Source organism: Neobacillus bataviensis LMG 21833 (assembly GCF_000307875.1).
GTDB lineage: Bacteria > Bacillota > Bacilli > Bacillales > Cytobacillaceae > Neobacillus > Neobacillus bataviensis.
In genome coordinates, this window is record NZ_AJLS01000097.1 from 59,901 (window position 1) to 76,749 (window position 16,849).

Annotated in this window: 16 protein-coding genes; all 16 read right to left on the reverse strand. The window is 41.1% G+C overall.

Translation table 11 applies throughout. The annotated features are described in order from the left end of the window. Positions 1 to 18 precede the first annotated feature (18 nt). Positions 19 to 798: an enoyl-CoA hydratase/isomerase family protein gene (locus BABA_RS13460; RefSeq protein ID WP_007085744.1), complete on the reverse strand. Its 780-nt coding sequence runs from the start codon at positions 796 to 798 to the stop codon at positions 19 to 21. A gap of 32 nt (positions 799 to 830) precedes the next feature. Next, positions 831 to 1,937: a 3-isopropylmalate dehydrogenase gene (leuB, locus tag BABA_RS13465; RefSeq protein WP_007085745.1), complete on the reverse strand. Its 1,107-nt coding sequence runs from the start codon at positions 1,935 to 1,937 to the stop codon at positions 831 to 833. 31 nt (positions 1,938 to 1,968) lie between these two features. Continuing rightward, positions 1,969 to 3,366: a hypothetical protein gene (locus BABA_RS13470; RefSeq protein ID WP_007085746.1), complete on the reverse strand. Its 1,398-nt coding sequence runs from the start codon at positions 3,364 to 3,366 to the stop codon at positions 1,969 to 1,971. Next, positions 3,366 to 4,214: an SDR family oxidoreductase gene (locus BABA_RS13475; protein ID WP_007085747.1), complete on the reverse strand. Its 849-nt coding sequence runs from the start codon at positions 4,212 to 4,214 to the stop codon at positions 3,366 to 3,368. The genes BABA_RS13470 and BABA_RS13475 overlap by 1 nt, the downstream gene beginning before the upstream one ends. 42 nt (positions 4,215 to 4,256) lie before the next feature. Continuing rightward, a complete protein-coding gene (locus tag BABA_RS13480) occupies positions 4,257 to 5,483 on the reverse strand; it encodes a CaiB/BaiF CoA transferase family protein (protein ID WP_007085748.1) in 1,227 nt (408 codons plus the stop codon). A 43-nt stretch (positions 5,484 to 5,526) separates the two neighbouring features. Further along, entirely contained in the window at positions 5,527 to 7,182 is a 1,656-nt protein-coding gene (locus BABA_RS13485) for a UGSC family (seleno)protein (RefSeq protein ID WP_273701423.1), read from the reverse strand. A gap of 43 nt (positions 7,183 to 7,225) precedes the next feature. Continuing rightward, complete coding sequence (locus BABA_RS13495) at positions 7,226 to 8,041, reverse strand: cyclase family protein (protein ID WP_007085751.1); 816 nt, start codon at positions 8,039 to 8,041, stop codon at positions 7,226 to 7,228. 30 nt (positions 8,042 to 8,071) lie between these two features. Beyond that, positions 8,072 to 8,407, reverse strand: coding sequence for an AtuA-related protein (locus BABA_RS13500; RefSeq protein ID WP_007085752.1), 336 nt, complete (start codon positions 8,405 to 8,407; stop codon positions 8,072 to 8,074). Then, on the reverse strand, positions 8,408 to 9,784 hold the full coding sequence (locus tag BABA_RS13505; RefSeq protein WP_235749687.1) for an acyclic terpene utilization AtuA family protein: 1,377 nt from the start codon (positions 9,782 to 9,784) through the stop codon (positions 8,408 to 8,410). It abuts the gene before it with no gap. Between the two features lie 111 nt (positions 9,785 to 9,895). After that, a complete protein-coding gene (locus BABA_RS13510; protein WP_007085754.1) occupies positions 9,896 to 11,137 on the reverse strand; it encodes an MFS transporter in 1,242 nt (413 codons plus the stop codon). Positions 11,138 to 11,194: 57 nt separating this feature from the next. Next, complete coding sequence (locus tag BABA_RS26065; protein WP_007085755.1) at positions 11,195 to 11,875, reverse strand: NUDIX hydrolase; 681 nt, start codon at positions 11,873 to 11,875, stop codon at positions 11,195 to 11,197. 101 nt (positions 11,876 to 11,976) lie between these two features. Then, entirely contained in the window at positions 11,977 to 13,269 is a 1,293-nt protein-coding gene (locus BABA_RS13520; RefSeq protein WP_007085756.1) for a TRAP transporter large permease, read from the reverse strand. A 45-nt stretch (positions 13,270 to 13,314) separates the two neighbouring features. Continuing rightward, complete coding sequence (locus BABA_RS13525; RefSeq protein ID WP_007085757.1) at positions 13,315 to 13,839, reverse strand: TRAP transporter small permease; 525 nt, start codon at positions 13,837 to 13,839, stop codon at positions 13,315 to 13,317. A gap of 220 nt (positions 13,840 to 14,059) precedes the next feature. Beyond that, positions 14,060 to 15,151, reverse strand: a complete 1,092-nt coding sequence (locus BABA_RS13530) for a TRAP transporter substrate-binding protein (protein WP_007085758.1) — start codon at positions 15,149 to 15,151, stop codon at positions 14,060 to 14,062. A 51-nt stretch (positions 15,152 to 15,202) separates the two neighbouring features. Next, positions 15,203 to 15,985, reverse strand: a complete 783-nt coding sequence (locus BABA_RS13535) for an enoyl-CoA hydratase/isomerase family protein (protein ID WP_007085759.1) — start codon at positions 15,983 to 15,985, stop codon at positions 15,203 to 15,205. A gap of 55 nt (positions 15,986 to 16,040) precedes the next feature. Next, positions 16,041 to 16,829 carry an enoyl-CoA hydratase/isomerase family protein gene (locus BABA_RS13540; protein WP_007085760.1) on the reverse strand — a complete coding sequence of 263 codons (789 nt, stop codon included), beginning with the start codon at positions 16,827 to 16,829 and terminating at the stop codon, positions 16,041 to 16,043. Between the last annotated feature and the right edge of the window lie 20 nt (positions 16,830 to 16,849).

Consider the following 16,849-nt stretch of genomic DNA (forward strand, 5'->3'; position numbering starts at 1 on the left):
AATAATCCTCCTTTCCATCTATTTTCCTAGAAAATTAGGTTCTCTTTTTTCAAAAAACGCATTAACGCCTTCTTTGAAATCTTCTGTTTGACTGCATAAATCCTGTCCTTGGGCTTCCAACTCCAATAAAACTTTTAAATCACGGTTGATATGCTGATTCATGATTTTTTTTGTCATTCCGACTGAAATTGGTGGTTTTTTTGCCAACTTTTCTGCAAATTCGATTGCTTCTGCTAATAGTGTTTCAACTGGCACCACCCGATTAACAATCCCAATTCGGTGGGCTTCTTCTGCGGATATCCGCTCACCCATAAACATGAGTTCTTTTGCTTTGTGCGGGCCGACTAACATCGGAAGAAAATGCATCGCAGCAAAGTCTGGAATTAATCCAATATTCACAAAACTCTGGACAAAAAACGCTTGTTCAGACGCAAAAATAACATCACATAACAATGCAAGGCTAAAACCCGCTCCAGCAGCTGCCCCGTTTACCGCTGCAATTATTGGCTTTTCCATTTCCACCATTTTCATAATCAGCGGGTGTGAGGATTGCAATCTTTTTATGGTTTCAAGAGGTTTTGATTTTCGGATTGTAGAGAGATCTCCGCCCGCTGAAAATGCTTTTCCTTCTCCTGTCAATATAATCGTTTTAATGTCTTCATCTTGTTCTGCTTGTGAAAAAGCCCGAAACAGTTCCTTTCGCATCTCGATTACCAGGGCATTACGTTTATTTGGTTCATTTAGCCGGATAATTTGAATATTACCTATCTTTTCTATTAATAAATAATCAAAATCCATCTGCAAAACCTCCTCGTAAAATGGCACATATATCAAACATTCATAATCGTATTCTGCAATATTTTCTTCGTAATCAAATCTCCCATTTGGGACGTACTTACTAATTTTTTCTTATCAGTAACAATGTCATAAGTTCCCCAGCCTTCTTGAAGAGTCTCTTCTATTGCTCTTTCAATGAAGCTAGCTTCTTTTGTGAGGCCAATGGAATATTCCAGCATAAATGCCACAGCACGAATCGTTGCAATAGGATTAGCCTTGTCCTGTCCGGCTATACGAGGGGCAGAACCATGAATCGGCTCAAATAACCCCTTTTTACTGCTCCCAACACTTGCGGATGCTAACATTCCAATAGATCCGACCGAACCTCCGACGACATCGCTTAATATTCCGCCAAGCATTCCTTCTGTTATAATGACATCGAATAACCAAGGTTTTTTAACTAATGCAAATGCACAATTATCTACATAGAGGTGCTCGACTTCCACATCAGGATATTCTTTCGAGATTTCGGAAACGACTTCACGCCAGAGCCTGGAATTCTCCAATACATTTGCCTGGTCAACAGAGGTAAGCTTTTTTTTTCTCGTTCTGGCTAATTGGAATCCCAGTCGTGCAATTCGTTCTACCTCACTTTGAAAAAAACTCATCGTATCATAGGCAATCGCCTCACCATTTCTCGATTCCCTGCCGCTTGGCTTGCCATAAAAAATGCCTGCAGACATATCGCGAATGAGTACCAGGTCGATGCCCTGGCCAAGATTTTCCCTTTTAAGGCATGATAAATGCGATAAAGAATTGCTTAGGGAAGCTGGACGGACATTTGCAAATGCACCCACTACCTGTGACCTTAAGGTTAACAAACTCTGTTCTGGTCGTTGTTTATTGGGGAGATTATCCCATTTGGGTCCTCCCACCGCGCCTAATAATACAGCGTCTGCCTCTTGACAGCCTTTTAGCGTCTCGGGAGGGACAGGCATTCCACATAAGTCAATCCCTTGGCCGCCAACTGGTAAACTCTGAATCTCAAAATGAAGATGCTTGAATTTAGTTTCCAATGCTTTAATCACTTTAATCCCTTGATTTATAACTTCCGGACCAATCCCATCACCCGGAAGTGCTGCGATGCGATACGACTTCAAATGGATTCCCACTCTCTAATGAAAATAGTTTTTAAGGAAATAGATACTGTAGGATCAATACCCAAATGTTAACCATGCATAACATCATAATGGAAAAACCATAGTTCTTTTTAGAAATATCTGTTTGAATCCTTTGTAAAACAGGTGAGACACTATTGACAGTTACTGAAAAGGGACTAGCTGCCGCTAAAGACAATGCCCCTGCTGCCACTGCAAAAGCAAACCATTCCGGCCGAATGTGCAAAGCATCAAATGGAATAGTTTCAACCATCAGCACCGCTATTAAGGCTGGCGATAGGCCCAATTGAATGCCTGAGGCAGCAATCAGAACAATAAAAATGATAATAAAAGGGCCCAGTTTATGCTGTAGATTCTCGATTATCAATGCCAGTTGATCTAGATGCCCGACATTGATGAATACTTGTGTGAAAAATCCGACAGAAATGAACAGCAATAATTGTGAAGATAGGACAGAAATCCCTTGTGTCATTTTCAGTTTAAGCTGAACAATGAGCCTTCTTGTTTTTTTTAAGATTAATGACCAGATAACCGAAAAAAGAATAATTAATAATATGACGATATCAATAATATTTAATCTCCATAAGTGATGTAATACCAAGGTCGCAGTGACAAAAAGGATAATGACCAATGCAATCGTCATAATCGATATCCAATGTTTTAATGAAATAGGTTCAGGATGAACACTGGGACCGGAGAAGACTGCTAATTGTTCTTTACTCTTCTTCATAAATGTAGAAACCATCATATAATCGATCAAAATGATGAAAACTGCAAAGGTAAGACTTACCCCAATAACCAAACCCGGATTGGAATGGGTACCTGAAATAGCAGCACCCACGGTCACGCCAACCGGGCTCCAAACAAGGGCAAGGGCATTTCCTCTCGCATACGAAGAAAATTCAATTCTTTCTGAAATGGTTTTCGGAAATTTCCTCGTCAAGTTGTGGAAAATAGAATGGGAAACTGCAATCGCAGCCATACTCATCAGTGAACTAAGCAAAAAAGTAAAAAATGATAAGAGGCCATGAACATGATTTGGCCGGTAAACCCTATTTCGAAAGATGACCTCTACTGTTCGATTGTAGGCGCCCAACTTAATAGGTATTGAAAATAAGGGAGCAACGATCAGCAATGTTAAGATATTGGTGGATGTACCAAAATAACGCCAATATTCAGCAAATGAAATATGATTTGATATTAATATCCAAAAACCCAAACTTAAAAAAACTCCGGCTATTATGGAAAAGGTTCTGCCAGATTTAAAAAATGTGATGAGAAGGAGCAAGATTGAGATCGCCGCAAAAACAAGATCGACTCGGTGATGAAGATTGAAAATAAGTTTTAGGACATAACCAATAGCTAAGAGGTTTCCTAGAATGACTAATAATAAATTAGTTATTTTTCTCATCAGTCTCCCATACCAATTTTCCTACTCTCCCCCAGCTGGTATTTTCCTTTATTCAACCATCCTGCTCCATCAACGACATAACATGCACCAGATACATAACTTGCATAATCACTGACAAGGTAGGCAGCTAAGTTCGCAATTTCTTGTAAATGCCCAAATCGTTGAGCAGGAATGTTATTTAAAATCAACGATGCGTCTTCCGGTGTGGGCCATAACTGGGTTACCGCACCGGTATCTGCAATCGGTCCGGGAGCAATCATGTTGGTCCGAATTTGATAGGGTGCCCATTCAACTGCCAAAGTCTTGGTTAAGGCCAATACACCCGCTTTCGCTGCGGCAGAATGCGCAGTTAATGGGCTCCCCGTCCAGGCATGGACGGAACCAATATTTAATATCGCCCCGCCGCTTCCTTGCTTTGCCATTTGCCTGCCTACTGCCTGGCTGCAATAAAACGTACCATTTAATACGATATTGATGACAGCATTCCAGGCGTTCACAGACATGTCCATTGTTTTCACCCGAAAGTTGCCGGCTGCATTATTAACTAGAATATGAACCTCACCAAATTGTTCAACCGTGCTTTGGACCAGGTTATTTACTTGATCGGGAACACGTACGTCAGTTTGAACCGATAAAACCTTTGTTCCGAGCTTTGAGATTTCTTCCTCAGCCTTTGTTAAGTTTTCTTTGTTTCTGCTTGCAATCACGATATTGGCACCCAGTCTTGCAAATTCCAATGCCATTGCTTTACCCAGCCCAGTCGCGCCCCCGGTAATTATGGCAACTTTCCCTTCTAATGAACCTTCCTTAAGCATGGAGTGTTTATATAACGTGCTACCTTCCTGCATGTTTATCCCCTTTACAACGTTTTATAGGAATGAAATACGGCCTTATTTATTATTTTTGACTTTTTGTTCTTCAGGTGATGGCTTGATAATTGCTCCAGCTTCCAACAAGTGTTGAATCTCTTGTTCAGAATAGCCGGCTTCTTCTAATACTTCTACACTGTGCTCGCCTAAACGGGGAGCACATCGATTCAGCTCGATGGGAGTTTTTGAAAACAGAATTGGATTCTTAATATTCCAATAGGAACCTTCAGAAGGATGGCTTACCTTTTCAAAGAAATGAACAGCCTTCAAATGTGGATCCTTAAACATATCTTCTGGCCTGTAGACAGGCATGACTGGAATATCTGCCTTTTCCAGTATATCGAGCCACTCATTGGTCGTTTTTGTCATGATAATTTCTTCAACCATTTGGTATAACTGATCAATATGCTTCGTTCTTTCGCCTATATCCCGGAAGCGGCGATCGTCTTTCAGCTCCGGATGACCGGAAAGCTCGAAGAATTTGAACCATTGCTTATCATTGTAAACAATAACGCTAATGTAACCGTCCTTTGTCCTGTAGGGTTTCCGATATTTCGATGTCACGCGTGGATAGAATGATGATTCCATAGGCGGGTCAAAAGTTAACCCGTAGAAATGCTCTACCAATGTATAGGAAATCATCGTTTCAAACATTGGAACCTCAATTTCTTGCCCCTCGCCCGTCCTTTCACGGGAATAAAGGGCTGCCAAAATGGCATTCATCATTACTAATCCCGTTGTTTTATCAGCCAAGACTGTAGCCATGTATTGTGGTGTCCCAGCCACTTCTCCTTGCAGTGCCGCCAACCCTGATGCCCCCTGAATCATATCATCATAGGCAGGTTTAGTGCCGTATGGCCCTTGCTTGCTAAAACCATAGGCACCACAGTATATAATAGAAGAATTTACCCTTTTAACATCCTCATAGGTTAATCCTAATTTTTCAATGGCTTGGGGGCGGGATGAATGGACAAAAACATCAGCATCCTCCACCAATCTAAAAAACGCCCGCTTACCTTCTTCTTTTTTTAAGTCTAGTACTATACTTCTTTTATTACGTCCAGCATATAAAAAGGTACTGGCCATCCCTTTGTTTCTTGAGGGACCGATGTATCGCGTGCTGTCCCCTTTTTCTGTTTCTATTTTTATAATATCTGCTCCCATATCACCTAATAATTGCGTGCAATATGGACCCATGAGCACCGACGTCAAATCAATCACTCGTATTCCTGTTAACGGACCTTTCATTTTATTCCTCCAATTGCTAGTTGAATCAAATTTTCTATTTTCCTTACACTGTCTCTATTTTTTCAATCACTGAATAGCTAATCCCAAAACTCGGAAGCCAAGATGAATGTTTCCCTTCTCCGCCCGTTACCAGGACGCGGATGTGCTCTGGTGAGGGGGCAATGGGGATACCATCATTATTTTCATAGCTAAATTTGTAATCTACTTTATGAAATCCAGTTTGGTGCACAAATTGATCAAAAGACATCTTTTGGGCAGGAACTCTTGCTTTTTCAAATATCTCCTGCTTAATTCTTTTCTTATTCCATCCATCCTTCGCTAATAAATAAGCATGCTCGGGTCCCAAGGTTAGGAAAATGTCTCCGCTTAAATATAAATTATTTACTCCTGACCGTGTGATTGCACCGATGATGCTAATCATCAAATCATCCCCACTTCGGCTGCCATGGTCATTAATATTGGCTGGCCCTTCAGATGCATAGACTGTTACAGTCGATTCGTTAGACTGAAACCCCCTTTCGGTATGATATGACTGCCAAGGGTTTGCTTCTTCATTCTCTGCAAAGCAAAACGTGAATTTGGCAGGGGTTCCCTGGGTTGCTTTATCCATTGTGCCTGGCAGGACTTCACCGACATTCTGATAAACAAATCGTAGTGCCCTTCCAATGGTCGAGGATGCCAGGCTGCTGGGACCAAATGCATTTCCCTTACATGAGACGCCCAATTCTTTCGCAATTGGCCCGCTTACAATGACAGCCGTTGCACAAGGGTGTGTGGTGGCAAGCACCCCAAGCAGGTTAAATTCCGGTTTTAATGATGCCTTAATTGCTGCAACGAGAACGGGAAAATATTCGGGGCGGCAGCCTGCCATTGTTGCATTAACTGCAGCCTTCAAATAGGTAATAGGATGATTATTCGTTGGCATATAGCCAATGACTTCATCCTTTTGAGATAAATAGTTTCCTAACATTTCATCTACGAGTTTTGGTACAGGTGGAATAATCGGGAGCCCATCGGTCCATCCTTTTTCATAAAAAAACGTATTTAATTTAACCGGATCGTCATCTAATTCCAGGTCATCCAGAATATTTTCCTGTTGATTGTTAAGTGAGTCATTGGCAAGAACACTTGTTTCCGATTGGTCGGAGGGAGTCGGAAGAATCATTTGTTTTAATTGTTCCAAAGCCTCTTTGGCCCTTTCAAGGACCTCATTTTCCCTAATCCCGCCAATAGGATGCTTGACAATCACCATAGGAATCTCTGTTTTCCTGGTTTTCATTAATGCATTGGCCAAGTTGACAAACGGATTGGTGGCTAAAACAATACACTCTAATCCGCCTTTTCTTAACTCAATCGAATCGTGGACACTCCACGATGTGCAAGAGCCTCAGTCAGCTGAACCGGTTATTAAAATATCTGCATAATCTTTGATTTCTTCGAGCATTTCCGATGGAGCGGGTTTTGCTGCATTCTTTTTATCAAAAAAACGAATTTCAAATGGATCTTGGCTAATTTCCTCTGGATAAAGCTCCATTAAGTGTTGATCAATAAATGAAAATATTTCGTGAACATTCGGTTTCCCGTTGCTAAGATAAGCAATTTTAATTTTTTCATGAGGTCTATTTTTTATTCTTGAGGCTGATGAAGATGAATTTCCGGTTATTTGACCATTTTCAATAGGAGAAATTACGCGAATCATAGAACCGCCCCTTTAGTTATTTACATTTTTAACGTGACTTCTATTAAATAACGGCAACCGGACGCACAGGCGAACCCGTTCCTCCCGTAATGCGCAGTGGCAAACAGACGAATAGAAATTCGTAAACTTTGTCTTTTGCAGGGTCCTCCAGATTCATTAATTCAATAATATGGATTCCGTTTTCAACCAGCAGCAGGCAATGCACTGGCAATGTATGGGCCGGCTGGATCTCAAATGCAACGGTGTCGCCCCCAGCTAAGCCCATACCTTGGTCTAGCAGCCATCTTGCCCCCTCCATATTCACACCAGGTACACCTTCCACGACGGAAACGTATTTTCTTGGCTGGTTAAAGAACTTTGCCCACCCGGTTCGGATTAATACTGCATCACCTTCTTGGATTGACACCCCTTGTTTTTTGATCGTTCCCTTCAAATCTTCTGCCCCTATGCCATAGCCGGCTTCCAAATGGGGGACATCCATATAGGTCGCCACATCTAACATCACTCCGCGTCTAAATACGGGTGTTGCGGTGTCAATACTATGCGACTTTAAACCAGACGTTTTTTCCTGGTGTTCATCTGCAAAAATGTCACCATAGATATAGCCGTTGCATGCTATATGCCCAATTGCGTCCATATGGGTGCCGGTATGCGTTCCTGTTGCAATAAAATCATTAGCTGCCGTTGTCCCTTCACCATATGGTAAATCATTATGCATCCTGCCCAAGGAATAAAGAAAGGGAGGATGGTTTGGATGATGGGGGATTCCAGGCGCATGGTGCTGACCAACCTCATACACCTTTCCCTTCTTCACTACTTCCGACATCACTTTGGGTAAATTTGCGATTAAATGACTCAAAGGATTCAACCCTTTCAATTGGTTACTTACTTAGATATTTAACAAATCCTCGGGTATTTCAACCTTCATTCTCAATAAATTGCCGCCAAAGCATTTACCTAAATTATCCAATCTCAATGTTGAAGCCGCATTTCCTCCCAGTGCTTCCTTACAGAGAAATTTTAGCGCCAAGACATTGGGAACTTCATAGCGGTATACTTCACCTTCTACAATTCCGGTAAAATGCTCCTTTACTCTCTCTGCCGTAACCTGTTTCTTGAATACTTCATATAATTCTGCATTGGGAGCAAATAATGTAATATCAGAGGAACTCCCCTTGTCGCCTGACCTTGCCTGGGCCACTTCTCGTAATTGAACTGTTGCCATTTATTCAACCTCCATTACGTTAATGTTTACATTCGATTCAATTTCTGTTCGTGGGATATAAGAAGACCACAACCCTAAAAGCTGCTTAGTTGCCGACAAGCCGCTAATCATACCTACAAACGGTGGTCCGTTGACGGTTAACGGCGGAAATAATGGGGCTAATTTGGCCGCTTCGCTTTTACTCTCCGTTTTAATGGTAATTCTTAAAAATATCTCATTAATCAAATCCTCATTTGGGGGCTCCACTGCTAATGTTCGATGCAGGGCATTGTACCCCAAGTATTCGGTATTTATTTCCGATGCTTCAATTCCCAATTCTTCTATTTGTGCCCGGATAATCTCATTTGCGGCTCTTGCTTTCGTTAATGCCTGCGGCCAGGAATATCCAATCATTCCCTGTCCCATGTACCCATCTTCATAGCCCATGAGTGCTTTTAAGGTTTCCGGTGCCGGACGGCCTTTAGCACCTTGTACTTTTACCCGATTTTCTCCAACTTGCTCAAGTGTAACGGTTGTAAAATCAGCTACAACATCAGGTGTGATATAGTTCGAGGGGTCATGAATTTCATACAGGAATTGTTCTTTCACTGTATCAACACTGACTCTGCCGCCAGCATCCTCAGATTTTGTCAGAATAAAGGATCCATCTTCTGATACTTCTGCAATTGGATACCCAATTTTATGCAGGTCTTTTACATTCCACCAGTCACCACTGAAATTTCCACCTGTCACTTGTCCAGAGCATTCCATTAAATGCCCTAACACAATACCAGATGCCAATTTATCCCATTCTTCTTTTCCCCAGTCAAATTCATAAATGATGGGAGCTAAAAATTGTGCCGTATCTGTCGTTCTGCCCGTTATCACAATATCAGCACCTTCTTGTAAAGCCTGTACAATGCCTTGTGCTCCGAGGTACACATTGGCAAATAGGAGTTTCTCTCTTATTTTTTCTATAAGATCGCCAGTGTCGCTATTATTCAGATAAATTCCCTTATTTATTAATTCATCAAGACGTGGATAGATATCATCACCTGTTACAACCCCTACCTTAATACCCGAAATTCCTAATTCACGTGCAACACGGAGAACTTCATCCCTGGCTCCTTCTGGGTTAATTCCACCCGTATTGGTGATTAATTTAATACCTTTTTCCTTTACGTAAGGCAAAAGCTGTCTCATTGTTCTAGTTACATCTTTTGTATAACCCTTACTTGGATCCTTTTGCTTATCTTTTTGCAAGATAGCTAAAGTTAATTCTGCTAGAGTATCAAAACAGATGTACTGTACATCCGTATCCTTTGCCAATTTCAACATCGGTTGTAATGAATCGCCATAAAAGCCCTGACCTGCACCAATTTTTACTACTTTACTCAAAGTAACATCTCCAATCATTTTCTAGTAATGAATCTCCCAAGCTTTTAAAAATACAACTACAGATGGATCTATGAAATCCTCAAATGCTGACTTGCAAAATTCCAAAAACCATTAAGCACTGGTAGTTCCTTTCTCTTTGTGACCCGTTGGTATGCTTGATTCCTTAGTACGAGTTAGCAAAATGGTGGCCGCAATGGAAAGTCCAGAAAGACCAAACCAAACATTTCGGTAACTTCCCGCTGCGTCTGCTGCCCACCCAGCCAGGGGAGGGCAGATAAGAATGCCAATATACATAAACATATTGCCAACCCCCAGAGCTTTACCAATTTGGGAACTATCAATGGATTCGGCAAGGAAGGTCATATAAATACCTGCATAGCCTAACGCTGTAAAGCCGAAAATGATTACTAAAAAGACAAGAAGAAAAACAGATATATGCGGCGTGACCAAGCCAAAACCTGCAATTGCCAGCGTCGAAAGACCACAAATACTTAAAAAGACTCCTTTTCTTTTCCCGATAAATACGAAATCACTCATTAATCCCCAGCAAATTTTTCCGACTGACCCTGATATCTGTGCGATAAAGACTGCCATTGCTGTTACAGCAAATGACAGCTTATTTTCATTTGTAAGGTATAAAACGAAATGAGCAGCAAATGTATACTGAATTCCTGCTAGAATCATAGAGGCTAAACTGCCAAATAGAACATTGCGATTTTTTAATAAGGTTAGCCAATTTCCTTGATTTTCAATGTTTCCGCTTTGCTCCTCTTCGGTGAGGGCATCTTGATAAAATAGAAAAAAACAACTAACACTTAACAACAAGAGCAAGGCAATCCATAGGTAACTATATTGCCAGTTTCCTGTATGGGAGACGATAAACGAAATTAAGATAGCAGATAATCCGGCACCTAAGGTTACTCCGGTTTGTTTAATTGCAATAGCCGTGCCACGCTTTCTTGTTTCAAACCATTGCACTAGTGCCAGTGTACTTGTAGGATTATAGATTCCATAACTTGCTCCAGCTATAACCATAATAAGGAATGAAAACGTGAATATACCCGTATAGGGGAAGATCAACATCGTAATCCCCAAGACGATAACGGAAAGGATTGTAATCGTTTTAGGTTTGAATGTTTCTGTAATCCAACCTACCACTATAGAACTCAACAAAGCTCCAAGAAATAGGGCTGAGGTTAGCGCACCAATCTGAGCCCTGGTAAAATGCCAATCGTTTTTTAAAAACGGAGTAACGACAGAAATAGTGTACGTCCCCATGGACAATATCGTCTGCACAAGGAAGAAAAGGGATAAGGCCATCCATTGAGAAGACCTGATTAAACGGCGTTCCAAACAACCACCTTCATTATTGAACGAATTTTGTAAGCGGGCTTCATCAAACGTGACCGATTAATAATAGTTCTTTGTGTATTTGACAACCGGCAGCATTGGCAATTCTTCACCATTGTAGGAAAGTAAAGCTGTTAATGATTGAATGGTTGGCATCACCATATTCATTTGGCCTTCTTCATGAAGTGCGATTGCCTTTTCCGGTTTAATCCATAATCCTGATTCTATCTCTGATGTTGTGGGTTGTGGTTCTTGCTGCGGGGGTAAATCTGCTAAGAAAAATCTGGTGTTAAACCTGTATGGTTTTGGGAGAGACGTGATACGATGCCCAAAATAATGCAAACCGCCAATATGAAGTAAGTAGCCCTTCTGCTTTATAAATTCATTAAACGATAATTCTGCTCCCAAAATAGCTTTTAGGGCATCACTCCAAGTAGAATCAGGCTGCAACGGCTGCCCTGTATGATCCCGGCATAATAAAATCCCAGTTTCTTCAAATAGCTCTCGTGCAGCTGCAACATAATAAGCGATATCCACCTTGGGTTTCGATGGGCCAAATAGAATGTTCTCCTTTTCCAGAACAGAATCATTATCTATTAATTTTCCTCCAGGAAATACATATTGCCCTGGGTAAGACTTCATTGACTCCGGTCTTTTTGTCATATACACCTTTATTTCATCCTGAATTCGATTAATTAAGATAACTGTGGCTGAATGCTTTGGTTTTACTGGTGTTGTCATAGAACACAATTACCTCCAGTGGGTTATTTGTAGTTCTTTTCAAGACACTCGAAGAAAAATCATCCATTTTCCGAGTGTTCATATTAACGAATGGATAATTTTTATTTCATCATTAAATCGGGAAGCCATGTTGAAAGGAACGGGAAGAGTATCAAAATAAGTAGCAAAATAAGATCAGCTATGACAAACCAGGTTACTCCTTTAAAAGCTTCTGCCGTTCTGACACCGGCAGCACCTGCGGCAACAAAGACATTCATTCCAACTGGAGGTGTAACCAAACCAATTTCTGCAGTTTTCGTGACAATAATACCGAACCAGATGGGGTTGAACCCTAATGACGTGACTAGTGGGAAGGTAAGCGGCAATGTCAAAATCAAAATGGCCATTTGGTCCATAAATACACCCAAAATCAGATAAAGAATGATAACAAGGACAAGTATTAACCATCTGGAATATCCTGCATCTTGGACAAAGGTAATCATTTTCTGTGTCACTTGAGTAGCAGTCAAAAAGTAGCCGAGGATCATCGCCCCAATAACAATGGTCATAATCATGGCAGTTGACTTTAACGTTCTTTTTAACGCCTCATTAATCTTTTCAAACGTCAATCGTTTCATGGCCAATGCTACAATAAAGGTGGCAAATGCCCCCAATGCACCTGCTTCAGTAGCGGTGACAACACCTGCATATATGCCCCCAATGACAACAAGCATAATGACAAGCATCGGCCATATACCGGCAAGGGATTGGAATTTTTCTCTTATCGTTGGTTTATCTGTAACTCTTGGGGCAACTTTTGGATCAATTTTTGCCCAGATCCAAATCGTGACAACATAGCCTAAAGCCGTGATGATGCCTGGAATAATTCCTGCAATCAGCAAGGAACCGATTCCGGTCTCGGTCATGATTCCATAGAGAATAAGAACGATACTTGGCGGAATCATGATCGCCAGTGTTCCCGAAATACTGGCTACGCCCATAGAAAAAGGTGTTGAATATCCGTATTTTTGCATCTCCGGATAGGCTGAAGCTGACAATGTTGCGGCAGATGCAGTACTAGAACCACTCACTGCCCCCAATCCTGCGCCTGCAAATACTGTTGCAATGCCAAGTCCACCTGGAAGGTTGCCAAGCCATTTATGGGCAGCCTTAAAAATATCTTTTGTGATTCCGCTTGCTGTCATTAACTCAGCCATCAAGATAAACATCGGAATGGTGGTAAAAAGAAAATTAGCTGTACTGTCATAGGGTGTTGTTTGGATAATACCTAGTACTAAGTCCCATCCCCCGATGAAAAATAGACCAATCGATCCAGAGACTCCAAGCGCAAATGCAATTGGCATTCCAAGCGCCAAAAATAAGAGTAATAATACCAAAGGAACTGCTACTACCATACTATTAAACCCCTTTCCTCGCAGTCTGTTTTCTGTCAGAAACTATTAAGAAATATTCCTGTCTCTCTCTTCATATAACTTTTCTTTATTTGGCAATAATGATTGAACAAACTCAAAAACTAATCGAAGTGTAAATAAATAGGCACCAATTGGAACCCAAATCACGGAAGCCCAGGTGGGCCACTTAATAAGCCCGGATGAGACATAATTATTTATTATTGCATCATCGGTCATGACCATTCCCTGATAGCCAAGGGCAAACATAAATGCGGCAGCCAGCAATAAGTAAATCCTGTCTAAAAATTCTACGAATTTCTTAGGCATTTTCTCTATAAATATATCAATCCGAATATGGCCCTTTTCTTTCATAACATAACTCATGCTTAAGAAAATAATGATAACCATTAAATAGCTTTCAGAAAATTCGTATGCACCCACTATCGGTTTATGTACGATATAGCGCATAGCAGCATCCGCAGAAGTAAGCAACATCATGATAAATGCGGCTATTTGAGCGAGGACATAGGCCCCTGACTCTATTTTTTCAAACACATATATGATCTTCTTCATTCTATCAACTCCTTCTCCATTGTTCGTTTGTTGTTAAATCCTCACGAGGATGTGACAACACTTTCAAATCAGGGGAACAAAGCCTTAATAAATGCATTTTATTACTTACTTCCCTGCCATTGATTAATATGGGTTCCTCTTTATGTGGGATGTTTTTACTAGGGATAAACCGGAAAGGGAATCGTAACCCGAAAAATTCCCTTTCCATCACCTAGCAATCTTATTTATTCTGAAATTCTTTATTGTACTGTCTGAATTTTTCTAAAATTTTTGTTCCTGGTTGCCCTTTTGCATCCAAATCTTTCGCCCACTTTTTGTTAAACGGCTCCAATTCTTCATTTAACTTTTCCAGGTCAGCTTCAGGGATATCATAAATCTCGACTCCTGCTTTTCTATATTGCTCTTCTAATATTGCCTCTTCATCAATGATCGCATGACCAAACTTTTCAACAATTTCGTCACTTGCTTGAGTAATAGCTTTTTGTACATCTTCAGGCCAACTATTCCAAGCTTTTTCATTCACGACATACGTAATGCCAAATGCTGATAATTGCGCATTCTTCGAAGAAAATTTTGCAACTTTATCTGTTTGATAGCCAGGCCAGCTAAAGAATGATAGGAGCGTTCCATCAATGGTTCCCCGATCCCAAGCTGAGAAGATTTCAGGACCAGGAATAGACACTGGGGTAGATCCAAGACTTTCCATCATTTCTTCTTGAAGACCGCCAGAAGTACGAATTTTTAACCCTTTAAAATCTGCAGGCTTCGTTACTTTATGGACAGAATTGACAATTTGGTATGGGTTAGTAGTGCCCCCCCATAATGGCCTTACCCCGTTTGGCTTGAACTCTAACTCATATAGATCTTCTTTGATTAATTTGTCAAATGCCTTCGAACCGCTTACTGCGTCTTTCACAAGTCCCGGGTTTCCTGTGACACCGCTTAATGGCATCTTATCATTAACATACAGGGGTCCTACGTAGGTAATATCGGCTACCCTATTTTTCGCGGCATCCAAAAGACTGGCAGCTTTCCCTAATTGCTCTGCTGGGTAGTATTCAATCTTTATTTTTCCTTTACCAAGCTCTTCAATTCTTTTTATCCAAGGAAGTGTACCTGTTTTAGGGATTAGGTGTGAAGCTGGGAAAGAATCGGCAATTTTAATGACAATTTGTTCCCCTTCCTTTTTACTGCTCTTTCCTTTTGAACTACTTTCCCCTTGTGTCTTTGCGGAATTGCCGCAAGCAGCCATTGCCAATGCCAAGAATGCAGTCAAAAAAACCAAAAGCACCTTACTAAAAAATTTCCCCATGCTTATTTTCCCCCTTAAATGATAATTACAAGTATACGTATAAAGATCCTATTAACGGCCTTGCCAATTAGGTTTTCTCTTTTCGGCAAAAGCCTTTGGTCCTTCGATTGCATCCTGGCTGCTGTAGACGATTTCGTATATTCGATTAGCATTCTTAAGCCCCAATGTTTTACCTAAATCCAGAGCATCTTTTAACGATTGCTTCGAAGCCATAACGGATAATGGTGCATTGTCTCGAATGGAACGAGCCATTTTCATGGCTTCCGATAATAATTGGTCGTGCTCCACCAATTTATTCAAGAATCCTAATTGATACAATCGTTCAGCACTAATGGGCTCGGCGGTCATTGTCAATTCCATGCTAATATTGAGTGGCAGCATCCATAAAAGCGGGACAGCCCACGGTGAGCCGCGCCCGACTTTCGCTTCCCGGATGGAAAATCCAGCATTGAAACTTGCAACCCGCAGGTCGGCATTCTGTGCCAATAAAAATCCCCCGGCTGCGGCAATCCCGTTGACCGCGGCAATAATTGGCTTTTTTACCTCCGTCATTTTCTGCATCATTGGATCCTTAACCATTTGCAGCATATCTTTACCTTGGCTGCTAAGTTCAGCTTGTTCCTTTAAATCCATCCCTGCACTGAATGCCTTATCCCCAACAGCCGTTATTATAACGACCCGGACATTTTCATCTTCATCAACTGTATTCCATATATAATCCAACTTCTCATATACTTCGATGGAAATCGCATTCCTGCGTTCAGGACGATTAATGGTAATGACACCGATTTGATCCTTCACTTCATATAATACAGCCGAGTCCTTTGAAAACATTTGTACCCTTCTTTCCCAATTCTTTTACTGGCCAGACCACTGGGAGGTAATTTTATTAATTCCCAGTAAATCGGGGCGGTCTTTTTTCCATCATTGCCGTCAATCCCTCTTTATGGTCTTCTGTATCTCTCACAATGGAGAAATGCGAAGAAATTAAATCCAAGGCTGAACGTAATTCCATTCTGCTGCTTTGATACACAGCACGTTTAATCATGCGGATAGCAATAGTAGGAGAATTTACTAACCGTTCTGCGAATTCCATCGTCTTCGGCATCAAATCTTCAGCTGAATAAACCCTGCTGACAATTCCCGTTTCTTTTGCTTCCTGGGCAGAAAGAAAGTCTCCAGTCCAAAGTAATTCCAAGGCTTTGGCAAATCCAACTATGCGGGGAAGATAATAGGCTCCGCCATCTCCAGGTACCAAACCTACTTTTACATATCCTTCAGTAAAGCGAGCATTTTCGGAGGCGAAACGGATATCACACATGAGCGACATATCCATTCCAGCACCTACAGCCGATCCGTTCACCGCACATAGCATTGGTTTATCGAGTCCTTCCAAAGCCAGTGCAATGCGATGCACATGATTATGCAAAACATTTTTACGATTAATAGATTTAGAGGAGTCCATAGAATCGAAATCGTTTAAATCAATACCTGAACAAAAGGCTCGTTCCCCTGCACCTGTTAATACAACTGCATGAACGGAGTCATCCCTTTGGTATTCCTGTAGAGCATCTGCCCACTGATCAATCATGTCAATCGTAAAGGCATTCATCCGCTTTGGACGATTTAATGTAATAATCGCTATTTTCCCTTCTTTTTGAAAAAGAATATCTGACATTCATTACAACCCCAATCTTT